Annotated in this window: 24 protein-coding genes and 1 pseudogene; 22 read left to right on the plus strand and 3 right to left on the minus strand. The window is 63.9% G+C overall.

Features of this window, described 5'->3' with window-relative positions; genetic code table 11:
* Positions 1 to 240: 240 nt before the first annotated feature.
* From ABC271_RS17840 to ABC271_RS17945, 22 genes and pseudogenes are all read left to right on the plus strand, one after another.
* Positions 241 to 621, plus strand: coding sequence for an ArsR/SmtB family transcription factor (locus ABC271_RS17840; protein WP_138173545.1), 381 nt, complete (start codon positions 241 to 243; stop codon positions 619 to 621).
* Positions 621 to 1,562, plus strand: a complete 942-nt coding sequence (locus ABC271_RS17845) for a cation diffusion facilitator family transporter (RefSeq protein WP_138173531.1) — start codon at positions 621 to 623, stop codon at positions 1,560 to 1,562. The genes ABC271_RS17840 and ABC271_RS17845 overlap by 1 nt, the downstream gene beginning before the upstream one ends.
* A 627-nt stretch (positions 1,563 to 2,189) precedes the next feature.
* Entirely contained in the window at positions 2,190 to 2,858 is a 669-nt protein-coding gene (locus ABC271_RS17850) for a DsbA family protein (protein WP_138173533.1), read from the plus strand.
* The gene (locus ABC271_RS17855; RefSeq protein WP_292903223.1) at positions 2,858 to 3,871 is read left to right on the plus strand and encodes an NAD(P)-binding domain-containing protein; all 1,014 of its coding nucleotides are present in this window, start codon (positions 2,858 to 2,860) and stop codon (positions 3,869 to 3,871) included. Before ABC271_RS17850 ends, ABC271_RS17855 begins: the two co-directional genes overlap by 1 nt.
* Before the next feature lie 383 nt (positions 3,872 to 4,254).
* Positions 4,255 to 4,797, plus strand: a complete 543-nt coding sequence (locus ABC271_RS17860) for a signal peptidase II (RefSeq protein ID WP_138174773.1) — start codon at positions 4,255 to 4,257, stop codon at positions 4,795 to 4,797.
* Positions 4,794 to 5,126, plus strand: coding sequence for a DUF6804 family protein (locus ABC271_RS17865; RefSeq protein WP_138174775.1), 333 nt, complete (start codon positions 4,794 to 4,796; stop codon positions 5,124 to 5,126). The genes ABC271_RS17860 and ABC271_RS17865 overlap by 4 nt, the downstream gene beginning before the upstream one ends.
* Entirely contained in the window at positions 5,123 to 5,710 is a 588-nt protein-coding gene (locus ABC271_RS17870; RefSeq protein WP_138174777.1) for a TlpA family protein disulfide reductase, read from the plus strand. Before ABC271_RS17865 ends, ABC271_RS17870 begins: the two co-directional genes overlap by 4 nt.
* Positions 5,707 to 6,471 (plus strand): cytochrome c biogenesis CcdA family protein, encoded by a 765-nt coding sequence (locus ABC271_RS17875; RefSeq protein ID WP_138174779.1) that lies wholly within the window; start codon positions 5,707 to 5,709, stop codon positions 6,469 to 6,471. Before ABC271_RS17870 ends, ABC271_RS17875 begins: the two co-directional genes overlap by 4 nt.
* A gap of 133 nt (positions 6,472 to 6,604) precedes the next feature.
* Positions 6,605 to 8,134 (plus strand): cytochrome c biogenesis protein ResB, encoded by a 1,530-nt coding sequence (gene resB / locus ABC271_RS17880; RefSeq protein WP_308288882.1) that lies wholly within the window; start codon positions 6,605 to 6,607, stop codon positions 8,132 to 8,134.
* 10 nt (positions 8,135 to 8,144) lie between these two features.
* Entirely contained in the window at positions 8,145 to 9,071 is a 927-nt protein-coding gene (locus ABC271_RS17885) for a cytochrome c oxidase assembly protein (RefSeq protein ID WP_138174783.1), read from the plus strand.
* Positions 9,068 to 10,636 carry an apolipoprotein N-acyltransferase gene (gene lnt / locus ABC271_RS17890; RefSeq protein ID WP_138174785.1) on the plus strand — a complete coding sequence of 523 codons (1,569 nt, stop codon included), beginning with the start codon at positions 9,068 to 9,070 and terminating at the stop codon, positions 10,634 to 10,636. Before ABC271_RS17885 ends, lnt begins: the two co-directional genes overlap by 4 nt.
* 748 nt (positions 10,637 to 11,384) lie before the next feature.
* Positions 11,385 to 12,071: a copper resistance CopC family protein gene (locus ABC271_RS17895; protein WP_082822872.1), complete on the plus strand. Its 687-nt coding sequence runs from the start codon at positions 11,385 to 11,387 to the stop codon at positions 12,069 to 12,071.
* Between the two features lie 511 nt (positions 12,072 to 12,582).
* Positions 12,583 to 12,909, plus strand: coding sequence for a M23 family metallopeptidase (locus tag ABC271_RS17900; protein ID WP_230005412.1), 327 nt, complete (start codon positions 12,583 to 12,585; stop codon positions 12,907 to 12,909).
* On the plus strand, positions 12,906 to 13,358 hold the full coding sequence (locus ABC271_RS17905; protein ID WP_230005413.1) for a DUF4307 domain-containing protein: 453 nt from the start codon (positions 12,906 to 12,908) through the stop codon (positions 13,356 to 13,358). The genes ABC271_RS17900 and ABC271_RS17905 overlap by 4 nt, the downstream gene beginning before the upstream one ends.
* A 56-nt stretch (positions 13,359 to 13,414) precedes the next feature.
* Positions 13,415 to 14,353: a c-type cytochrome biogenesis protein CcsB gene (gene ccsB, locus ABC271_RS17910; RefSeq protein WP_138174827.1), complete on the plus strand. Its 939-nt coding sequence runs from the start codon at positions 13,415 to 13,417 to the stop codon at positions 14,351 to 14,353.
* Positions 14,354 to 14,463: 110 nt separating this feature from the next.
* Positions 14,464 to 16,305: a bifunctional copper resistance protein CopD/cytochrome c oxidase assembly protein gene (locus ABC271_RS17915; RefSeq protein ID WP_171024270.1), complete on the plus strand. Its 1,842-nt coding sequence runs from the start codon at positions 14,464 to 14,466 to the stop codon at positions 16,303 to 16,305.
* Between the two features lie 63 nt (positions 16,306 to 16,368).
* Positions 16,369 to 16,818, plus strand: a pseudogene (locus ABC271_RS17920) (MIP/aquaporin family protein); the annotation flags it as partial.
* 18 nt (positions 16,819 to 16,836) lie between these two features.
* Positions 16,837 to 18,222, plus strand: a complete 1,386-nt coding sequence (locus ABC271_RS17925) for an FAD-dependent oxidoreductase (protein ID WP_138174789.1) — start codon at positions 16,837 to 16,839, stop codon at positions 18,220 to 18,222.
* Positions 18,219 to 18,611 carry an arsenate-mycothiol transferase ArsC gene (locus ABC271_RS17930; protein WP_138174791.1) on the plus strand — a complete coding sequence of 131 codons (393 nt, stop codon included), beginning with the start codon at positions 18,219 to 18,221 and terminating at the stop codon, positions 18,609 to 18,611. Before ABC271_RS17925 ends, ABC271_RS17930 begins: the two co-directional genes overlap by 4 nt.
* A 195-nt stretch (positions 18,612 to 18,806) precedes the next feature.
* The gene (locus ABC271_RS17935) at positions 18,807 to 19,574 is read left to right on the plus strand and encodes a YfbU family protein (RefSeq protein WP_230005414.1); all 768 of its coding nucleotides are present in this window, start codon (positions 18,807 to 18,809) and stop codon (positions 19,572 to 19,574) included.
* A 340-nt stretch (positions 19,575 to 19,914) separates the two neighbouring features.
* Positions 19,915 to 20,091, plus strand: coding sequence for a YjzC family protein (locus ABC271_RS17940; RefSeq protein WP_230005415.1), 177 nt, complete (start codon positions 19,915 to 19,917; stop codon positions 20,089 to 20,091).
* Between the two features lie 179 nt (positions 20,092 to 20,270).
* Positions 20,271 to 20,984, plus strand: coding sequence for a DUF3800 domain-containing protein (locus tag ABC271_RS17945; RefSeq protein ID WP_230005416.1), 714 nt, complete (start codon positions 20,271 to 20,273; stop codon positions 20,982 to 20,984).
* A 140-nt stretch (positions 20,985 to 21,124) separates the two neighbouring features.
* On the opposite strand, the gene ABC271_RS17950 is transcribed toward ABC271_RS17945, so the two are convergent.
* From ABC271_RS17950 to ABC271_RS17960, 3 genes are all read right to left on the minus strand, one after another.
* Entirely contained in the window at positions 21,125 to 21,991 is an 867-nt protein-coding gene (locus ABC271_RS17950; RefSeq protein WP_230005417.1) for a F510_1955 family glycosylhydrolase, read from the minus strand.
* Between the two features lie 60 nt (positions 21,992 to 22,051).
* Positions 22,052 to 22,660, minus strand: a complete 609-nt coding sequence (locus ABC271_RS17955) for a DUF305 domain-containing protein (protein ID WP_230005441.1) — start codon at positions 22,658 to 22,660, stop codon at positions 22,052 to 22,054.
* 92 nt (positions 22,661 to 22,752) lie between these two features.
* Positions 22,753 to 23,205, minus strand: coding sequence for a DUF6153 family protein (locus ABC271_RS17960; RefSeq protein WP_412926225.1), 453 nt, complete (start codon positions 23,203 to 23,205; stop codon positions 22,753 to 22,755).
* Between the last annotated feature and the right edge of the window lie 107 nt (positions 23,206 to 23,312).

A 23,312-nucleotide genomic window follows, 5' to 3' on the forward strand; every position in this document is an offset into this window, starting at 1 on the left:
TTCTGCACCGACCCCCAGCTCTGAGTCGAGGATCTCGCGGCGGATGCATGCGGTGACTGCTTCGCGGAGTGGGCGCACCTTAGTGGCGGCCCAATCGGCGGGGTCAAGGAGCTTCCATTCCAGGAAGCGGCCTCTGGGTGGCGGTGTGTCCCGCGACGTCCCACCGAGGGTGAGCATCATTCCTAATTACGTCTCAGAAGCGATCGTGACGGCAGCTGGCGATATCATCGCCCTGTGACGATGAAACCCGAGAGTGGTCTGCTCGACCCTCACGCGACCGCCGTGTATGCACATCTATTCGACGCGCTTGGGGACCCTACGCGATTGGCGGTTCTCCAGCATCTGGCTTCTGGTGAGCATCGCGTCAGGGATCTCGTTCAGCATCTCGGATTGGCGCAATCAACCGTAAGCAAGCACCTCAGCTTCCTGCGGGACTGCCGGCTAGTCACTGTTCGTTCGGAGGGGCGCGCTTCGTGGTTTGACCTTGCGCAACCTGGCGCGACTGCGACCCTCATCAACGCCGCCGAACTCCTGTTGAAAGACACCGGCACGCGCGCCACGTTATGCGCCCACCTCCATGAGCCTGGCGAAGACTTCGCCCTCGGAACGGACGCAGCCTGATGGGCGCCGGTCACACGCACGCACCGTCTACCGGCATAGCCGGGCAACCGACCGACCACCGCGCGCGTCTATGGATCGCTTTCGGAATCACCGCGGCCATCGCCGTAACGCAAGCGGTTGGATCCTTCTTCACTGGGAGTCTCGCCCTCCTTACGGACACAGCCCACGCGCTCACTGACGCATCCGGACTTCTTGTTGCGCTTATCGCCGCGACGCTGATGCGGCGCCCCGCTGATGCGCAACGCACCTGGGGGTTCCGTCGTATCGAAGTCATCGCCGCCTTTGGCCAAGCGGCTCTATTGATGGCGGTCGGGGGTTACGCCGCCATCGAGGGAGTACGCAGGCTCTTCGAGCCCCCTGAGGTGCCAGCTACCGAACTGCTGGTGTTCGGAGTGATTGGGCTAGTCGCGAACATCATCGCTATCTTCGTGCTCTCCTCCAGCCGCGGAGCAAATTTCAACATGCGGGCGGCGTTTCTGGAAGTGCTGAACGACGCGCTGGGGTCGCTCGGGGTCATTGTTGCGGCCGTTCTCATCTGGACCACGGGTTTCCTTCAAGCTGACGCCATCGCTGGACTTTTCATCGCCACACTCATCGTGCCGCGTGCGTTCAAGCTGCTGCGCGAAACGTCACGGGTGTTGATGGAGTTCACCCCCGACGGTTTGGATCTGGACGATGTGCGATCACACATTCTCGAACTCGACCACGTCGTAGACGTCCATGATCTGCACGCCTCGACGGTCGCTACCGGCCTACCGACGATCAGCGCGCATGTCGTCGTCGAAGACGAATGTTTCACGGATGGACACGCGGCTGCAGTCCTCAAGGACGTCAGAGCCTGTGTGGCCCAGCACTTCAAAGTGTCCGTGTTGCATTCCACCTTCCAGATTGAGACAGTCGATCTGCAAGATTCGGAACCCGGGGATGTCCGCCACGCTTGATCGCGAACGGCGTCGAATCGCTCGAACGGGTGCGGTGGCGTCCCGATCGCACCCCAGCGTCGTCGCCAGCCTTTCCCAGCGATTCGCCCAGAACCGCTACGTACACTGGCTACCGATGTCTGATGACGCTCGCTCACCGCGCTCCGCGCGAGAGAACGAGCACGGCACGATAACGCGATTCATTACCATCATCGCCCTCGGGGCACTCATGCTGCTTGGATTCGTGGCGCTCAGCCACAGCGACAACGGCCCGGCGAGCGGTGTAGTCGCGACCGCCTCTGACGCTGCGTCGCAAGAACCGGCCGCATCCGTCGTTACGTCAGCTGTCCAGGCGAGCGCGTACGACGCGTCACCCGGAATGGCGCTGTGCGTTCTAGGTGTCGTCTGCGGATTTGTGCTGTACCTCGTCATTCATCTCCTGGTACGCCGCGGACGTGTCGGGCTCACACTCTTGCGTGCCCTCCCGCCGTCTCTCATCCACGCGGTGGTCATCAGAAGTGGAGGCCACGCCCTCACAATTGCGCAACTCGGGATTTCCAGAACCTGACATCGGCACGTCGCCCCCGCGGCGACACTCATCCCGGGTAAACCCGGGTCCTTCTCGTGCCACCAAGTACTGGAGTACCCATGAAAATCAACTGGAAGGCGACGGTCATCACCGCCGCCACCGCCGTCGCCGTCGTCGCGGGGGCTGTCATCTACGTCCTCGTTAATCAGAACAACACCCGCGTCGCCGCCGAAGAAAGGGGAGGCGGGTCGATAGCGGTCGTACGAGACGACTCCCACGTCCTTGACGACTCAGGCGACGACGCCATCACCATCGTGGAGTTCCTCGACTTCGAGTGCGAAGCCTGCGGCGCCTACTACCCCATCGTCGAAGAGCTCCGTGTGAAGTACGAGGGACAGATCAACTACGTCGTCCGCTACTTCCCTCTTCCCGGCCACATCAACTCCGAGAACTCAGCGGTCGCCGCGGAAGCCGCAGCACGCCAGGGACGCTTCGAAGAAATGTACAAACGCCTCTTCGAGACGCAGGCCCAATGGGGTGAGTCTCAGCAAAGCCAAGCGGAACTATTTCGCTCGTACGCGACCGAGTTGGGCTTGGACATGGCGGCCTACGACGAAGCGGTCGCCGACCCCATCACTCTCGAGCGTGTCCGATCCGACCTCGACGACGGACGTGCCCTCGGCGTGAACCGCACCCCCACGTTCTTCGTCGACGGCGAACCCCTCGTCATCGAACGATGGAACGACCTCGAAGAAGCCATCACCACCCGCTTGGATGACACCCCCTAATGGCGGGCCTGTCACACCGACGAGTCATCATCGTGGGCGCGGGGCAGGCTGGACTGGCAACCGCAGCAGCACTGATCGCTCGCGGCATGGAGCCGCAACGCGACTTCGTCCTCATCGATCGCTCCCCGCGGGCTCGACGCGCGTGGAGCGCACGTCGGCCTTTTATGCGGTTGCTCAGCAGCGCCGAGCACTCTAGCTTCCCGCGCCGACCACTGGAAGGTGATCCTTACCGGCACCCCACGCCGAGAGACATCGAGAGCTACCTCCACGAATACGAAGCAGAGCTTGGCGTAAAACCCGTCTGGGGAGTCCGCGCCCTCGCCGTGACCCCCCATAACAACGGCCCAACGCTGCGCTTGAGCACCACCGTTGGGGAGGTGCAGACCCGCAACATCGTGTGCGCCACCGGTGCCGCAGCGCGTCCCCGATTACCGGAATGGGCCGCGGATGCCGACGTGGAAGGGGCTCGGATGCACACCAGCGCCTACCAAACGCCCGAGCAGATCCCGCCGGGTCAGGTACTTATCGTCGGCGGTGGCAACGCCGGGGTGGAAGTCGCCTCAGACCTCGCGAACTCGCACGACGTCACCTTGGCGGTCCGCACCCGACGCACCGAAGTACACGCGCGACAATTCCCCACCCGCCCACATTTCTCCCCGTGGCGACGCGCGAAAGCCGCCCAAGAACCCCTCTACGGACATTCCTACGACGCCCTCCGTGGCAAAGGGGTTCACATCCAGACCGAGACAACAGGAGTTCGCGGAGACGAGTTCACCTTCTCAGACGGGTCCAGGCAGACGTACCAGTCAGTCATCTTCGCCACCGGGTACGAAGCGGGCGACGAGTGGCTACCCACTTTCCCGCAACCTCAGCGACGCATCCGCACCTCGACGGCGCTTCCTGGTCTGTTCGTCGCCGGAATTCCCACCCACAGCCACGCCAAAGCCAACACCCTCCCCGGGGCGTGGGCGGACGCGACTCGTATTGCCCGTCTCATCCACGCCCGACCCTGAAAGATCAATGAAACTCTTCCTCGCATCCACATTTCGCCATCAGGTATCGAAAGTCCTGTTGGTGCTGTGCACCACCGTCGCTCTTAGCGCCGCCTTCATCGTTGCAGGACCCGCCACACCAACCGCTGCCGTCGTTGCGACCGCGCTGAGCTCGGCCACCTTAAAGGCCACCGTCGCGAGCTCCGAGACTCCATCGCCCGCCCATCAGACCCACCCTCACTTCACCGCGACCCCCCGCGCGGACGGTCGCGGAGTGCCCACCGGTGGCGGCGAGACCGCCCCCGTAATGGGACTTTCCGTAGTGGCGCTCATTCTCGGCAGCGCGTTCGTCATGCTCCTCATCACGGCGCGGCGAACCCGCCATCTCCGGAGGAGCCAAGAGAGTGACCGCTGAAAAAACGCGACCGTTCGCCATCGCCTGCATAGTGGCAGCGGCCGCGGTGTTAATAGATCAGTTCAGCAAGGCCGTTGCCCTGACCGCGCTTGCAGACGGGCGGCGGGTGCCCGTCATCGGGGACGCATTCGGTCTGCAACTCGCTTTCAACCCCGGCGCGGTGCTGGGGGCAGGTTCGGGTATGACCTGGGTTCTCACCGTCGTAGGCGTGGCAGCCGTCGCCGGGCTTTTCGTTATGGCGGCCCGCGCGCGAACGGCGGGCTGGGCGGCTGGTGTGGGGCTAATCCTCGGCGGAGCTGTGGGCAACCTCATTGATCGATTCATGTCGCCACCCGGTTTCGCTGTCGGCCACGTCACCGACTTCCTCGCCTACGGGGGTCTGTTCATCGGCAATCTGGCAGACATCTTCCTTGCCTCTGGAGCGATAGCGGTCGCCGTGCTGCTCCTGCTTCGCCAACGCACGAATAGCGGCGCTCAGGTCGAGCCCGCCGGGCCACCCCCGTTCGATGTTTCCCCGGAGGACAAGCAGTGAAGAAGACGAAGACGCCATCTCGGTACCAAAGGAACGCCCTCGCCCCCGGTCTGATCGCCGCAGCCGCTCTGTTCGTGTCGCCGGCGCTATTGGACAGTAGTTGGTTCACTGTCGTGCGCTTCATCGTGGCGATTTTGGCGCTCATCGTCGCCTCGTTCGCCTACCAAGAGCGGCAGCTGTGGTGGGTGCCGGTGTTCGCGGTAATCGCAGTGGTGTGGAATCCGGTGCTTCCCCTTCCCGCTGAAGGTGTCCTGTGGACCGCGGCACAACCCGCAGCCGCAGTCATCTTTCTTGTCGCAGGAGCCACCATCAAGAGGGAGCGGGCATGAACCGCAAACTCATCGCCCTCGGCGCGGCGCTCATCATCGTGGGCATGGTGACCGGTTGCACAGCCACGGCCCAATCATCAGACGCGAGCGCGGGCGCTTCGTTCTCTGATGGAGATTTCCAGGTAGCCGAGATCGCCGTTGCGGACAGAGGCGAACCCGTTCAGTTCGAAGGCGTCATCGAAACCGGTGAAACCGTCACCAGCGACGACTACCGAGGTGAGGTGCTCGTTGTGAACTTCTGGTACGCCGCCTGCGGACCATGCATCGTCGAGGCTCCCATGCTTGAAGAGGTCTTCCTACGTTTCCAGGACGAGGGGGTCGACTTCCTCGGGGTGAACACCTACGACCAGGCTGAGACAGCACTGTCGTTCGCGCGCGAGAATAAGGTCACCTATCCCAGCGTCATCGACGTCAATGACGGCCAGGTGAAACTCGCCTTCGCGCAGCTCACCCCGATTCAAGCCACACCCACAACGCTCGTGATGGACCGCCAGGGTCGTCTCGCCGCCCGTATCATCGGCCAGCTCCCCAGCGCATCAATTCTGTCCAGCATTGTCGCCGACACGTTGGCGGAGGCGCCATGAGCGCCGGGACGCTGGTCGTTGACGGCGCGCTCTGGGTTGCCATTCCCCTCGCCCTGTTCGCCGGTCTCATCTCCTTCCTCTCACCCTGTGTCCTCCCACTGGTCCCCGGCTACCTCGGATACCTCGGCAGTGTCACCGCCCTCCCCCCCGCACCTGGCAAAGACGGTGTGACAGCGGTCGCCACACGCCGACGGCTCGTGGCAGGCGTCCTCCTCTTCATCGCTGGATTTACCGTGGTCTTCGTCACCGTGACCGTCCTAGGAGGACTATTCGGGGTCGCGCTTCTGCGCTACGGCGATCTCCTCACCCGCGTGTTTGGCGTCGTGAACATCGTCCTGGGGCTGACTTTCATGGGCGCAATCCGGCTCGGACAGAGCAGTGTCCGCCCTGCCCTCCGTGAGCGAGCCGGGCTTGTCGGCGCCCCTCTTCTCGGACTCTCACTCGGTGTCGGCTGGACGCCCTGCATCGGCCCCACACTCGCAGCGATTCTGTCCCTGTCATGGAACCTTGGTGACCCCGCACGAGCCGGGCTTCTCGGTCTGTCCTACTCCCTCGGCCTCGGCGTGCCCTTCCTCGTGCTGGCACTCGGATGGGGGTGGGCCGCGCGATCCGTCACAGTCCTCCGCACCCACATCCGCGCACTCAACCTCATCGGAGGTGCCGTGCTCATCCTCCTCGGGCTGCTCATGGTGACGGGCGTGTGGACCTCACTCATGTCACTTCTGCAACAGGTGGTAGTCAATGTCCCCCTCCCGCTCTGACACCCGCCACGCTGACTCCGACCCGCGGCGACCAGCGGACCACTCTGACGGGGCCACGGACGATCAGGACAGCCCCCAGTTGAAGCTCGATGGTAAAGGGTGGCTCCGCTGGACATGGCGCCAGCTCACCAGCATGCGCACCGCGCTCATCCTCCTGCTGTCCCTCGCCCTGGCCGCAGTGCCAGGTTCACTGTTTCCACAGCGAGGCGCCGACCCGAACGGCGTCATCCAATGGGAGCGCAGCAATCCCGAGTGGTTCCCGTTCCTCGATGCAGTCGGACTCTTCGACGTCTACTACTCGCCCTGGTTCTCGTCCATCTATTTGCTGCTGTTCGTATCCCTTATTGGATGCGTCATCCCGAGAGCGAAACACCACTACCGCGCTCTCAAAGGCCAACCTCCGCGCACCCCCATCCGGTTCGCTCGACTCCCCGAACACCTCGAGCGTGCTATCCCGGAGCACGTTACCCCCGCCGCAGCGCTGAATCTTGCCGAAACAGAACTCACCCGGCGTCGCTATCGCGTGCGTCGCTACGACGGGAAGGGGTGGACCTCCGTTTCGGCCGAACGCGGGTATCTCCGAGAGACCGGCAACCTGCTCTTTCACATCGCCCTGGTCGGCGTGCTCGTCTCCGTCGTCGTGGGCAAGGCGTTCGCCTACACCGGCCAACGTGTCGTGGTGGAGGGGACAACGTTTGTTAACACTCTCAGTGACTTTTCCTCCTTCGACCCCGGCCGTTTCGCGGACGGATCCAATCTGACGCCGTACTCTCTCACGCTGGACCGTTTCGACGTCACATACCAGCCGGCCGGCTCTCCGGGAGGTGGACAAGCGGGCGACTTCGCCGCCAACGTCACCATCCGATCGCCAGGAGCGGATGCCCAGACCGAGCGGGTAGTCGTCAACTACCCGATCACTGTGGGGGGTGACCGCATCCATCTCCTCGGGAACGGCTACGCACCTACCCTCACCGTCCGGGACGCGGAAGGCCAGATTGTATACAGCGACTCACTACCCTTCCTTCCCCAGGATTCCAACATGACCTCACTAGGTGTCGTCAAAGTTCCGGACGGCTTGCCGCAGCAACTCGGGCTGATCGGCTTCTTTTACCCCACGCAGGACACCTTGCCCTCAGGTGCCGCCACCTCGATCTACCCCGACGTCATCAACCCCGTCATAACCCTTAACGCCTTCGCAGGCGACCTCGGTATCGATGATGGAACCCCCCGTTCCGTCTATGCCCTGGCAGTTGACGAACTCACGCAACTCACCGGCGGCGACACCGGACAGGACTCCATCGAACTCAGGCCCGGCAGTACCAGTGCGCTGCCTAATGGGTGGGGCACCATCACATGGGAGGAAGCAGACGGCGCTCCGGTAAAACGGTTCGCGTCTTTGCAGATTCAACGCGACCCCAGCAGCGGCTGGGTCTTGGCATTTTCTGTGTTGGCTTGCGTCGGGTTGTTCACCGGACTTCTCATACCTCGTCGCCGTATTTGGGTGAAAGTCCATTCGTCGACCACAACCGACTCGATGATCTCGGTGGAGTACGCCGGTCTCGCTCGAGGAGATGACCCCGGGCTTGCCCGTGCGGTCGAGCAGTTAGCGGATGCCCACGCACAAGCATGCGAGCGGGCGAGTGTGGCCGCGCAGTCACGGTAGGTCTACAGCTATGAACACGTCCCCTGAGTTCGGTGACTACCTGCTGCTCGCAGCGAACCCGTTGACTCTTTTACCGGTCGCCGCGACGATGATGGCCGCCATTTACCTCCTTGGGGCGTCACGTCTGTGGCGGCAGCGTCGTCGGTGGTCGGTGTTGCGCACGGTGAGTTTTGTCTCAGGCTGCGCAGTCCTCGCTGCCGTCACCGGCCTCGCGGTAGAGGACTACGGCGAAGCTCTACTTTCGGTGTTCATGTTCCAGCAACTGACATTGATGATGGCTATCCCACCGTTGCTCGTGCTCGGTTCCCCGGGAGCCCTTCTGCTGCGCGCAACTCCACATCGCGGCGTCGGTAGGAGCATCCTCAGATTGGCGCACGGCGCGTTGCGATGGAAAGGGTCAAGATGGGCTCTCAGCCCCTGGGTTGCATTACCTGCCTACCTCGCGGCCTTCTACGGCCTGTATATTGCCGATCTGCTCGATCCCGTCCTAGCCCTACCCGGTGGCCACACCGCTTTGGAGGCGGCGTTCTTGGTCAGCGGAATTCTGTTCACCATTCCTGTGCTTTCTACAGATCCGCTGCCGGTCCGCATGAGCCACGGCGGTCGGGCGCTCGACCTTTTTGCCGAGGCAGCGTTGCACGCCTTTTTTGGGGTGTTCCTCATGATGGCGACCAGTCTGGTGGTGGGAACATTCGCTGAATCGACCATGGCTTTGGGCATTGACCCGATCGAGGATCAACGCGTAGCCGGCGGTCTCGCGTGGTCCTATGGCGAGGCGCCCACACTCATCATGATCCTGATCGTGATGCACCGGTGGTTCCGGCACGATTCCGTTCGTGACGCCGCTGCAAGCAGGTGGGCGGATGCCCACGGGGACCCGGAGCTCGACGAGTACAACGAGTACCTGCGCCGGCTCGAACAACGTGGGTCCGCATGACAGCACTTCGAGGGCCAACCGGCGACCTGCGCAAACCCTCTATGTGGACCGGCGGCGTGGGTACCTTGCCCGTGACGGCGGCGTTGCCCTTGGCGGCAGCATCGGGGTTGCTAATGGATGCGGCCACACCGGACCTCGGATGGTGGCCGCTTGCTTTCGTGAGCGTGACGATCCTGCTCGCAGCTCTCCTCGGAAGAAGCACGCTCGCTTCTTTCGTCGTGGGGTGCGTCTTCGGGGCCGTGTTCAACCTTGCCCACCTCATATGGGTGGCCCAGTTTCTCGGACCTGTGCCCTGGTTGGCCCTCAGCGCGCTGCAAACGGTACTCATCGGTGTCGGCAGCGTGACCATCACCCTCGCTTACCGTTGGGTCAAAGTACGCAGGCTCGGCGGAGTGTTGGACCTGCTGGGTATCCCTGCTCTGGTCGCGGCCTTGTGGGCCGCGCGGGAAGTGCTTGTCGGAATGTGGCCGTATTCGGGGTTCCCCTGGGTACGGGTAGGAATGACGCAAGTGTCGGGACCTTTTCCTGAGGTGGCGTCCTGGGTGGGATCGACGGGTGTGACTTTCCTCGTGGTGGGTGTGTGCGCCGCGAGCGTGCAGGCCCTCCGGCCGGGGCGTCGCACCCTGCGCGCAGGCCTACCAGCGCTCGTGGGTGTCCTACTCATGGCGGTCACACCCCAGTACGCCACCCAGACCGTCGGAACGTTTACTGTCGGGTGGGTCCAAGGCAACGGGCCGGCAGGCTACTTTGACGACCGCGACAAAGGCGACATGCTCCGAGCCCAAGCATCAGCATCGAAAGCGATTCTGGGCCAGCGGATGGACCTACTCGCCTGGCCGGAAGGCTCCGTAGACATCGACCCGGCGTCCTCAGAACCCACGCGTCGACTGCTGGGTGAAATATCCGCCGCATACGGTGCCCCTCTCCTGATCAACGCGGCAACCACAAGAGGCGAGCAGACCTTTAACTCGACCATGCTGTGGGAAACGGACGGTAGCGAGCAGACCTACGACAAGATCAACCCCGTCCCGTTCGGTGAATACGTGCCCGACCGGTGGCTGTTCGAACGTCTCGCGCCTGACCTTGTCGGCCTGATCCAGCGGGAGTACAGCCCAGGCAGATCGGCGCCAGTGATGGATGTGGGAGACACCCGCATAGGGTTGGCGATCTGTTTTGACGTCATTTATGACGACGTGATCTTTGATGCGGCACAGCGAGGCGCGCAGGTCTACATCTTCCAGACAAACAACGCCGACTTCCGCGGAACAGACGAGAACGTGCAGCAGCTGGCCATCGCGCGGATGCGAGCCATCGAAACGGGGCGCGCGGTGGTCAATGTTTCCACTGTAGGAACGAGCCAAGTGATCAATCCCGATGGTTCCATCGTGGAGACCATCGGGGTGGACACGGCCGCTGGGCGAGTGAGCGAGGTGCCGCTACGGGCAGGAATCACGCCGGCAAGTTGGCTCAGCCCCATCGTCGAGACTGCAATGGTCGTCGCGTCGGCCGTTGTGCTGTTGTGGGTCCGTCTGCACATCCACGTTGGTGCGCGGAAACGGTCGTGAGCTGGACGGACAGCAGACCTTGTCGCACACCCCGCACGGGGAGCGCACACTCCGCCTCCGATGCCAAGCTGCCCCGGCCCGGCTGCGATGTGCAGCCCGGGTTGATACCATCGCTGCGATGCTGGTGACCGCGGGAAGCGCCCCACTCGTGGGCAGTACCGCCTCCGTCGTGAGAATGAGGATCATAGCCAGCCTCCTCTTGTTCTTGATGTGTCTTATCGCTGTGTGGTCAAGCAGCCACTCGGATGCTTCCGCGAGGTCTGATGCCACCTCCCCAGCCCTTACGTTGGAGAGCGGTCACAGTGGTCAGGCAGTTTTAGATGAGCCCACCGGCGACGTTGTCGTCAGCCTGGCGCAGGCTCTCCCGGCGGCGGCTGTGGCGCTATGCCTGGTAGGTGTGTGCGTTGCGGGAATGGTACTGGAGCGTCGCTTCCGTCTCATGAGGGTGCAGCTCAGTGCCATCCGCTTACCTCGACGCGCACGGCCTCAAATTGTGTGTACTGCCCGCCCACGCTCTCAGACGCGAAGTCTGATCGAGCTGTCTCTTTCACGGACCTGATCCGTGCCGGCGCTCCGAGACTCACACCTTCTCAGCTGATGTGATGCCAGCGAGGGTGTGGTCAAACGCATTCTCCCACCCCTTCGGGCGCGGTCGTACGGATGCACTCGGAGCGTTCTAGGTCCGATTAATCGACGACTGCCGTATGTGCTGGATCCCCGGGCACCGCAGTCTCACTGAAAGACACCCATGCACAAGCTTTTCGCTACCCGTTCGCCTCGCTGGTTCGCAGCCGCCGGTATTGCTGTGATGGCTCTATCCGCGGCACTTGTCTTGCCCAGTTCGTCGCCGGCTCGTGCTCACGACGCCCTAGTTACGTCCTCTCCAGCAGCGGATGAGGTCGTCACGTCGATCCCGACCGAAGTCTCGATGACATACAGCGGCGAGGTTTTTGACGCCTCTAGTGCCATCGTGGTGGAAGTCATCGACTCCGCCGGAACGAACGTCGCGCTGACGACTCCCGTGGTCACTGACACGAAGGTGACCCAGGCAGTGGAGCCACTCTCGTCGCCAGGCGTAGTCACGGTTCGCTGGCGCGTGGTCTCCAGCGACGGTCATCCGATCAGCGGTGAATACGCGTTCACTGTTGACGCTCCTGTGGCACCTTCAACGTCCGCGGAACCGGAAGCCTCTGCGATTGCGGCTTCCCCCTCCGCACCCGGGCAAAGCCCAACCATCTCTTCGACGCCAGAGCAGAGCGCGATGGCGGGCGCCGTGGCGGAGGTCGATGAGCCGACAAGCAGCATCAGTGTTCCGCTCGTAGTGACGGGCGTCGCTGTCGTCATTCTCGGCGCGGCGGCGCTTGTCTTTTTCTCGTCCGGACGGCGTCGGCGACAGCAGGTGAAGCAGCAAAAGGGCACCGTCGATGAGCAGTGAGACCCAGTCGACACACCAGCCACTCCTCCTGACACGAAGGGAACGGCGCCACGCTAACGAGCTCAGGATGCGTGACGCGCGGAGCGTTCGCCGTCCGAAGGCCGCGCGCGCATTGGGCGCCCGTCCGCTTGTTGCGAGTGCGTTGGCGCTGGCGCTCATGTTTCCTCTAGCGCTGCCGGCGTACGCGGCCTCACCTGTCGCGGAGACCGAGTCAACCTTGCAGCAAGCTTCTGCGGACGACTCGCAACAATTCACCGCGTCCTCCGCGCTCCCCGCTTCGCCCCTCGACAGGCAGAGCTACGCAGCGACCTCTCAGGACGAGATCGAGCAAAAGAGGGCGAGAGACGCTGCGGCGGCCGCGGCCGCAGCAGCACGCGCAGCTCGACCCGCTACCACCCTCGCTGCTGAACGGGTAGTCCCCGTCCTCGCCGCCGGTAGCGGGGTCGTGCGCTGGCCGTTGACCTCGACGTTCAGAGTGACGGACCGATTCGGGGCCAGAGGCGGGGCGCACATGGGCACCGACATGGTGACCCAGGGTGGCACGCCGATCTATGCGTCCGTAGCTGGGACGGTCGGTGTCTCGAGCGAAAGCTATGGCGCCTACGGCGTCGCTGTCACCGTTGAGTCCGTCGTCGACGGCCAACGTATCCGAGCCGTCTACCCGCACATGCAATACAACAGCAGACAAGTCGACAGCGGCCAGGAAGTACAGGCGGGTCAACTCCTCGGCCTTGTGGGAAGCACCGGCCGATCCACTGCGAACCATTTGCATTTCGAAATGACCGTCAATGACGTCGCCGTGGACTCCCTGGCCTGGTTGGAAGCGAATGCTCAGTGAATGAACGCGCCCTCACCATGCGCGGTGGCGGGCGTCGCGCCGCATCGCAGCGAACCGCACTGCAGACGAAACTCGACGACCGATACGGCCGCACTTCCCGTCCCTGGCGTCGCCGGGTTTTCTGGATCGGTGTCACGGTGTTCGCAGCCGCCGCCATTGCGTATCTGGTCTGGATCACGCTTCGAAACAGCTTGGACGACATTTCCATCGCCGAGACCGGTTACCTCGTCGTTGACGAGCGGGCTGTGGCTGTATCTTTCCAAGCCACCCCTCCCTCCGGCGTACGGTTCGCGTGCGCCATTCAAGCCTTGGACGAGGATTTTGGCGTCGTAGGGTGGCGGGTCGTCGAGTACGACCCCTTCCCCGAGACCACCCGATCCTTCACCGAACGCGTCCCGACCCTCGCCCTGGCAACCACCGGCACCGTCAAAGAGTGCTGGACGATTTAAGGACTTCCCTCGTGACCGAGTCAACCGCCCTTACCGTTGATGGGCTGTCCCTGCTGATGGTGTGGACTGCCATCGGCGTTTATGCGCTCGCCTTTGCGGCGTATGCCATCGATCTTGCCGTGCGCGTGGCTCGCGTTGAGGTGCCCGCCGCAGAGCTCGTCTCGGTCGGAACCCCTGCTCCACCGGTGGCGGCCCCGACGGCCGCGGTGCAATTGCAAGTGCCGCCACGTGATCGCGAACGTCTCGTATGGGCTCGTATCGGAACCGCCCTCACCATCTTAGGGTTCGTGCTGCAGCTGAGCGGGGACGTCCTTCGAGGCATCGCCGCAGCCCGCGTGCCGTGGGCGAACATGTACGAATTCGCACTCACCGGCACTCTTCTCATCGTCGGTGTGTTCCTTTTCGCCCTTCGGCGGTACGACCTGCGCTTCCTCGGGTCCTTCCTGCTTGGGATGGTCGTCCTTCTTCTCGGTGGTGCGACCTTGGCGTTCTACGTCGAGGTCACCCCTCTAATGGACCCGCTACGTAGCGTGTGGCTTGTCATCCACGTCTTCGTAGCCTCCCTTGCGACCGCGCTGTTCGCCATCGCGTGCGGCCTGTCCGTGACGCAGGTTCTGCAACACCGGCGCGAGAATCGCTCCTCCGTCAATACGCGGCGGGGTCTGCTTCGAACCCTGCCCACCTCAGAAAACCTGGAAGCCCTGGCCTACCGGTTCGCCATCATTGGCTTCATCTTTTGGACTTTCACCCTCATTGCCGGCGCTATCTGGGCAAACGACTCCTGGGGGCGCTTCTGGGGTTTTGACACTAAGGAGGTGTGGACTTTCATCATCTGGGTGCTGTATGCCGGGTACATCCACGCCCGTGCCACCCGTGGGTGGCGCGGTAACCGATCTGCATGGCTGTCCATAGTTGGGTTCGCTGCGGTGCTGTTCAACTTCACCGCCGTGAACATGTTTTTCAAGGGTCTGCACGCCTATTCGGGGCTGAACTGATGTCTACCTCCGGCGCCAAGCTCGGGCACGCCCATCCTCCGGTGACGGCCGGGGCGCCTGGCTCCACGCGGCGTCCGTCTTTGCAGCCGCGCCGTTGGAACGTGTACCGCGTGAGTGCCCTCTTCATCCTTATCGTCAGCGCAGTCGTTGCATTGGTGTGCGCTCTCGCGGTCGGCGGTGGGGCGGCCCCCTTGCAACTGGCCGACGCCGGTCCCCTCATACGGTGGGGGCTGCCAGTGTCGAAGCTTGTCGTGAACCTGAGCGCCGCGGGAATGGGAGGGGTGCTCTTTGTCGCCTTGTTCACGTTGCGCGTCGAACAGCGCGGGTTCGAATTGGCGTTGGATGTTGCCGCGGTGTCCGCCGCCATCTTCACTGTGGCATCTGCTGCTACTGGCTTTTTCAGCTTCATGGTCATCTTCAACCCCGCATTGGATGCCGGTCCCGAGTTTGGGTCTCAGCTGGGCCGATACCTCGTACAGACCGAGGGGGGACGTGTGTGGTTGATGACGACCATTGCGGGTGCCATTCTCGCCGTGCTCACATTTTCGGTGCGTTCATGGGGCGGGACAGTGACCGTGGCACTTCTCGCACTCGCAGCGCTCGTCCCGATGGGAACACAAGGCCACTCAGGTGATGAGGCCTCTCACCAGCAAGCCACGACAACCATCGTCATCCACATCCTCGCCGCAGCGATCTGGCTCGGTGGTCTGCTTCTGCTGGCGGTCATTCGGTCCGTCACTCCCGAGAGTGAGATGGCGACAGTCTTGGTGCGATTCTCTACCATCGCCGTCATTACTTTTGTGCTCGTCGCGTTCTCGGGCACGGTTCGCGCCGCCATCGGCCTAGAAAATCTGGGCGCGCTCGCCTCCGCCTACGGTCTCATTCTTATCGTCAAGGTTGTAGCCCTTACTGCCATAGGTGTTCTGGGGGCGATCTATCGACGGCGTCTACTCGGAAGGATGCGCGCCAATCCCGGCGACTCCAAAATTTTCTGGCTGCTGTTGTGTGCGGAGTTGGGATTGATGGGGATCGCTAGCGGAGCTGCTGCCGCTCTTGCGCGAACGCCACCGCCCATCCTCCCCGAACCTGTAGGCGCGCTCACACCGGCTCAGGTACTCACCGGCGCTCCGCTACCTCCTGAGTGGACCATGTCGCGTTGGTTCACGGCGTGGAGCCCTGACGTGCTGTGGTTGGTCGTGGCCGTGCTCGGACTGATCTTCTACGTACGCGCAGTGCTGAGGCTTAGGGCTCGCGGACACCTGTGGAACCCCTGGCGGTCGGTCGCGTGGGTGGCAGGGACGCTCCTGCTGGTATGGATCACCGGAGGAGCGCTGAGCACCTACCGCAGCTACATTTACAGCGCGCACGTCTTAACGGTCGTCATCCTCTTTGTGGGGGTGGTGCCCCTTCTCGCAGCCGGCGCGCCGATGCAGCTCGCCCGCACAGCGGCCCAACGTCGCGGCGACGGCAGCAGGGGAGGATATGAATGGGTCCAGGGGCTCGTGCATTCGCGAGGGGTGCGGTTCGTTTCAGCGCCGGTTGTCGCCGTCCCAGCCGCAGCTGCGTTGGTTTGGCTGCTTGTCAGTTCCGGCCTCCTCCGTTGGTGGGCAGGAGATCTCCTCGGGCGGCAGATGACTACGGCATTAGTCCTCCTTGTAGGTTCTCTGCTCGTGCTTGGCTTCGTAGGTGACTATGAGGCTGCTCGTGGACCGGCAGCGGTGAGGCTGTTGATGATTCTCGGTTTGGGCGTGGCAATGGCGGCTGTCTCCGTGTACATCATCACTGCGGGCCTCATGGCCGCCGACTGGTTCGGAGCGATGGGGCGCACTTGGGGTAGAACACCGGTCGAGGACCAGGACCTCGGTGGAGTGATCCTGGCCGTTGGCTCCGCAAGCGTGCTCGTATTAGGTGGGTGGGCGGTGCTACGCACGCAGCGGGAACAGACGATCTAGCGTCCTTCCCCCGGCGTCGACAAGGAGCGCCCGCGACGGACTACAACAGCTGCCCGAGTCCGTTACTGCGGAGTGCAGCTGCTCGGCGGCATGGGCGGGGCGGTCCTCGCGAATGCGATGTTCGAGGTCCCGACCGCGATCGCGACCACCGAGCGCGTCACCGCCGGGCACCTGCTGGGGGAGATCGTCGCCACGGCGGGGCTCGTGCTCGTCATCCTCTCCCTCGCCCGCACCAACCGGGGACCGCTCGCGGCGGCCGCGGTCGGTGCGTACATCGGTGCCGCGTACTGGTTCACGTCCTCGACCTCGTTCGCGAACCCCGCCGTGACCCTCGGCCGTGTCTTCACCGACACCTTCGCCGGCATCGCCCCCACCTCGGTCCTGCCCTTCGTCGCCGCGCAGCTCATCGGCGCCGCGATCGGCGTCGGTCTGGCGCTGTTCCTGTTCCCGGGTGCCGCGCGGGCGGCCGGTGACCTCGTGGTCCCCGTCACCTCGACCTCTTCACACACCTGATCTGGAAGGCCTTCTCTGATGCATCTCGTCGCTATCGGCGGCAGCGACGCGGGAATCTCCGCAGCGCTCCGCGCCCGCGAGCTCGACCCCTCCGTAGACGTGACCGTGGTGGTTGCGGACTCCTACCCGAACTTCTCCATCTGCGGGATTCCGTACTACTTCTCCCGCGAGGTGCAGCCCTGGCAGTCGCTCGCGCACCGCACGCACGCCGACCTCGAAGCCACCGGCATGAGCCTGCGCCTGGACACCTTCGCAACGGACATCGACGTCGCCGGGCAGCAGCTCACCGTGCGCACCCCTGACGGCTCTCTCGACCGGATCGGATATGACGAACTGATCGTCGGAACCGGCGCTCTCGCCTCCTCCGCCGGTATCGCCGGCGTCGACCAGCTCGGCCCGGAGGACGGGGGGCACGTGCTGCACTCGATGGGAGACACCTTCGCGCTCGAGCGCTATCTCGATGAGCGCGACCCGCAGACCGCGATCATCGTCGGCGCCGGCTACGTCGGCCTCGAGATGGCCGAAGCCCTCACCGTCCGCGGCCTCCAGGTCACCCAGCTCCAGCGCGGCCTCGAAGTGCTCTCCACCCTCGACCCCGAACTCGGCGCCCTCGTCCACACCGAACTCACCGACCACGACGTGGAAGTCCTCACTCACACCACAGTCGCCTCGATCGAGAAGACCGCCACAGGCCTCGCCGTGCACGCCGACCACAACGGCTCCCCCCTCACCCGCACCGCCGACGTCGTGCTCCTCGTCGTCGGAGTGAAGCCGAACACCGACCTGCTCGCCCGCGCAGGCGCCACCCTCGGCGCCAGCAGCGCCGTCGTCGTGGACGAGGCGATGCGCACGGGCCTCCCGCACGTCTACGCCGCGGGCGACGGAGTGACCACCCACCACTGCCTGCTCGGGGTGACGTATCTGCCTCTCGGGACCACCGCCCACAAGCAGGGTCGTGTGGCCGGGGAGAACGCCCTCGGCGGGGATGCCCGCTTCGCGGGATCGGTCGGCACACAGGTCGTGAAGGTGTTCGACCTGGTGGCCTCACGCACCGGTCTGCGCGAGCATGAAGCCCTCGCCGCCGGGTTCGCCCCAGCGACCACGACGGCCGTCGCGGACGACCACAAGCGCTACTACCCCGGCGCTCAGCCGATCACGATCCGCATCACCGGCGACACCGGCGACGGACGCCTTCTCGGCGCGCAACTCGTCGGACGCCTGGGCACCGAGACCGCCAAGCGCGTCGACACCTACGCCACCGCCCTGTTCGCTGGCCTCACCGTTGAGCAGGTCTCCGACCTCGACCTCTCCTACACACCCCCGCTCGGCTCCCCCTGGGATGCCGTGCAGATCGCCACCCAGACCTGGACCCGCACCCACACCGGAGTAGTGACCCCCGCATGACGCACAATCCCACCGTCCTCTTCCTCTGCCAGCACAACGCCGGACGCTCTCAGCTCGGCGCGGGCCTGCTCGAAGTCCTCGCCGGGGACCGTTACACCGCCACCTCCGCCGGCCTCTCCCCTGCCGACAGCGTGAACCCCGCGATCGCGGCCACCGTCGCAGAACTCGGCCTTGACATCAGCGACCGCACGCCCCGTGCCGTCACGGTCGAAGACCTCGAGACGGCGGACATTGTGGTCGCCATGAAGCCCGGGCTCACGCTCCCTGCCGCGCCCACCGGCCGGTTCCTGGAATGGAAGTTCCCCGACCCGACCGACTGGAGCGCCGAGAACGTCCGGCCACTCCGCGATGCCGTCGCCGCTCGTATCCAGGTCGAACTCCTCGACTAGGCGCGACGCGGAGCGGCGTCAGGACGCCGCCACAGAACGCCAAGACTCACATTCCGGCACCCCGTCGACGACCCTGCATGTGGTGCGAAACCGATCGGTTTCGCACCACATGCCAGTCCAGGCTCATCGCCGATCAGATGCACTATACTGTGTTACGCGGTTACAAAACCGTATTACACGAAAGAGGTAACACAGATGGCCATGTTGAATGTTCGAGTAGACGATCACGTCCACGAACGATTGAAAGAAATCGCCGACGCCGAGGGAGTAACCCTCAGTGACCTGGTGAGGGATCTGTTGCGCGAGGCAGTGGTCCCCATCTCGGAGCGCTCCGCGCGACACGGAGACCAGCCCGCACCGGAGAGCTTCACCCTCCGCGATCGACTCGTCCTGTCCCTCCTCCACCGCATCCTCGCCCGGGTTCTTCCCGAGGATGCAAACGGCGAGGACGGCGACGAGGAGTACCAGCTGAAGAAAGCCGAAATCCTTGAGGCCGGCTACACCGGGCAGTACTGGCTCGAGGTCGCCGGGTTTGAGACGGAACTCTCGTCGAAGGACAGCGAGCAGGTCCTCGACATCTTGGATATGCACCGAGTCATCACCTACAGCGTCGAGAAGCTCGAGAAGGCTGGTACGCCAGTTGATGCAGAAGTGGCTGAGGGCCTGCGGTTCCGTGGATTCGACCACAACGACTCTCTGGAGGGCCACATGGCCCGTTACGTCAGGTTCCTGATGTCCGACGGTCAACACTGGACCGAACTTGCGCCCCAGATTGCAGAAAGTGACAACGGCAACTCGCACATGCAGGTGCTCGGCATGTACCGACGGATGCTGACGGAGTACCGCCGAATCATGGACAGTCGGCCCCGCAGCTTCAGCGCGGACGGCTGGATGCTGAAGGCAGACGACCTCCGCCGTCTTTACGACGCACAGGTACACCCTTCCAACCGTGGCCGCTCGTGAAACGCGCCTTGCAGATTCCGTTCTCCACCAGTCACCACAGCGCTGGAGCGGGTTCTAGCCCCTACTTAGGGGCTCGAACTCTAAATCCCCCGCCGCCAAATGCGGATATTTCTATCGGCGTGTCGTCGACCTCAAATGTCAGTGATACGAGGAAGACTAAAGGTGGAAGCACCACGACCCCGAGCGCATCCCGCTCTCGGAAGAGGTCAGGGGCGTTCAGGGTCGAGGTCGAATCTGGCAGGATTCTCGTCCGAGACTAGCTCTTCGCAGCAAAGCTCAGCACCATTGCTGAGCCGCAACCGCGAGGAGGAACGCCCCGGCGCTCCGGAAAGAAGAAGAAATGGCTTCTAAGCCGCAGTTCCGCCCGGGCCAGACGGTCCCGAAGAGCGGCCAGTACCCTGTCGTCGGCCCCCGAGGGGGCCGCACCGGCGATGAGGTCACCTCGGTCAAGGGCGAGCCCTTCCCCCCGACGCCCAAGTCCGGCATGGGGTTTGGAAAGCCCGACCTCACGAAGTAACCACTGAGCGACGCGGAAGGGGAAGTTCGCGTCACGCCTGAACGACGGCCCCCGGAGAGGAAATCTCTTCGGGGGCCTTTGTCGCGAACGGGCTAGGTGCCGATTGGATCGTCGAGGCTCGGGCGACTCGGGCATTCTCGCGGCGACGGTAGCGAGCATGCCGCTGTCATGATGTCTAAGTGCTGATTGCTTACGTCGACGAGTCCTATAACCAGGACTTTTACTTCATCGGCGCCGCCATCACGACACAGGAGAAGTGGGAACAGCTCGAGGAAGGGTACGCCGCTCTTCGTATCCAGATCGCAGCGGACCATGGGGTGCCGGCCGACGTAGAGTTTCACGGCCACGAGCTGATGGGCGGGGCTGGCGAATGGTCACCGCTGAGGGGCAAGCACCGTGAAGCGGCAGGGATCTACGCGTCCGCGCTGCGCATCGCCCGGGACGTGGAGGTTCGCTACCTCTTCCGCGGCGTGGACGTGAACCGCCTCAATGCGCGGTACCGGTACCCGGATCAGCCCCACAAGGTCGTCTTGCAGCATCTGCTTGAGCGGGTGAATGCCTACCGGCGCCACTACTTCTTCTCCGACACGGAGGAGGTGATCGTCGTCGCGGACGAGATCGCGACGCAGGAAGAGCATCGGCGGCAGTTTGAGAGCTACCAGCTGCTCGGCACACCCGGATACCGATCGAGCAAGCTGGATCTGATCTCGTCCCCGATTCAATTCGCGTCATCCAAGAACGCTGTCGGGTTGCAAGCCGTCGACCTCGCCGTCTATCTGCGACGGCGCCGACACACGGTGACAGAGACGCACCCGAAGTCCGCGGCGACGATGACGCGCTTGAGTGGGTTGGTCGAGGTGTCGACCTCGCACGATTGGATCTGGACGCCATAAAAACTAAGACCCCGCCGAAGCGGGGTCTTAGGCTGGCAACGTTCCGGTAACCGGCCCGTTGTGCGCCCCAGGATACACGCGGAACCTGGAAGAGTCACGGCCTCACGAAGGGCTTCACGCAGGCCCTCCTCGGGCTCGGGCTAAGGGCTCTGGACGAGGGTGAGACCGCTGTCGTCGACGACGAGGATGTCACCGTTGTTCGTGATGGTGACGGCTTGGGCGGCGCCGTGGGCTGTTCCGACTTCGTACCAGTTTTGGGCACCGGCGGTTGTGGTCCAGATCTTCCCTTGGGAGCCGATGCCGACTACTCGGTTGTGGTCTGGGGAGGAGCTGAGGCCGACGAGGCGGGGGGCGCCCGCCCATTCTTGAAAGGTCACGGCCCGGTCGGTGCTGACCATCAGACCTTCCGAGGTGGATGCGATGACCCGCCCGGCTGCATCAGCGGCGATAGACATGGCGTAGACGGATGCCCCGGTTGACTGCCATGTGGCCCCGCCGTCGCTGCTGGTGAGGACTTCGCTGGCGTCTGTGGCGACGCCGTAGAGGGTGCCGTCGAGGCCTGCGGTGAGGGCGTGGAAGTCTTTCTCGCCGGTGAAAGCGGTGGGCTCCCACGTTGTTCCGTTGTCGGCGCTGCGGATAATGCCGAGGTTGGGTGTGCCGAGTTCGGGTGGGGTGTTTCGGCCGGGGTGGCCGGACACCACAAGCGTGTCGTCGACAACGGTGAGGCCCATCGCATCGAAATCGGTGTCTGCGAGGCGGGGACCAAGCTCACCGTCCCAAGTGACGGTGAAGATCCCCTCGTGTGTTCCGAGGAGAAACCCTTCACCGGCAGGGTCTTCAACAATGCCGTGAACGTGTGAGAGCACCTGTTCGGGGTGGGCGTTGCCCGTGAGAGTAGGTGCCCCGGCACACCCCGCGAGAGCGAGTGCGGTGGTCGCGAGGACAACGGCGGTGGGGAGGGTGCGCATGCGAATTGATGCCGCGCGGAAGATCGGGTGGTGGCTCATGATGGTGCGTTTCGTCTGATCAGGTGGGGCGCGGCGGCTTTCCGCGCCCCACCCGGGTGATCAGAGAGTTGCCAGAAGCTCCTCCATGGTCGCAATCTCCGACGTCTGCGACTCGACGATCTGGTTCGCCAGGTCGACGGCGTCGCTGTTTTGGCCGTTGCTGGCCTCTTCCTGGGCCATCTCGATCGCGCCGCGGTGATGTTCGATCATCTGCTGAAGGAACAGTCGGGCGGCGTCCGTGCCGGTGGCCTGCTCGAGCGCCTGCATGTCGTCCTCGCTCATCATTCCGCCGCCACTGTGGTCCATGCTGCCCATTTCGGAGGAGCTGGCTCCCCAGTCTTCGAGCCAGCCTTCCATGGTCGCGATCTCGGGCTCTTGAGCGGCTTTGATCTGCTCTGCCAGGGCGGTGACGCGCTCGTCGATGCCGTCTTTCGACAGGAGCGTGTCGGACATCTCGATTGCTTGGGTGTGGTGCTCGATCATCATGCTGGCGAACATGACGTCCGCCTCGTTGGCGTCGGCAGATTGCGCGGGGGTAGCGCTGCTGCTGCTGCCTCCGTGGTCCATTCCGGGCATGCTGCCGCCCGAAGTGGTCCCGCCGGAGCATCCGGCGAGAGTGAGCAGGGTCGCGAGGGTGAGCGCGGCGGTCGCCGCGGTACGGGTGTTCATGGTGATGTTCTCCATTGGTCAGTGATGAGGCGCGACGGTCGTCGTGCCGGAAGATGCGTTGCCCGCGCGCGAGAGGGCGGGCGGACGCGTCATCACGTGCGACTGATGCAGAGAACGGTGAGTGAAAGTGGCGAGACAACGTGTCTGGGTGCGGGCCACCGGGCCTGCACTGCGCGGAGCAGGTCGTTTCTGCCGATGATGCGCCACCCGATGCGGTGGCGGGCGAGCACGAGCACGCTGACAAGCAGCGCCAATACGCAGGCCATCCAGGCCATGGCGTGGTCGTCGCCGCAGTCGCCGCAGCTGTCGTCGTGCGCGGCGGTCGTGTTCAGCTCGGCGGCGAGGGGGGACGCATCGTGATGGGTCGAAACCTCCGCCGCAACAGCCACCGTCTTTCCGTGCCCGGAGGCGGTGGTGTGGGTGTTGAGGGAGTGCATCGCCAAGAGCCCCACGATGACGGCGCCTGTTACGGCGATCACCATCAGCAGGGTGCGGGTGAATGCACGCTGGCCACGCACTCGGTGCGCAAGGGCAATCAGCGACATCTTCACCTCCTGGTCGATTTCTAGGCTAACTTTCGCCGGACGAGCGGGCGGGCCGCTTGACGACCCAAGCGCGCATTCTCAGACGATGCGCGGCACGACGCGTCAGC

Origin of the sequence: Microbacterium canaveralium, assembly GCF_047238045.1 — a bacterium.
Taxonomy (GTDB): Bacteria; Actinomycetota; Actinomycetes; order Actinomycetales; family Microbacteriaceae; genus Microbacterium.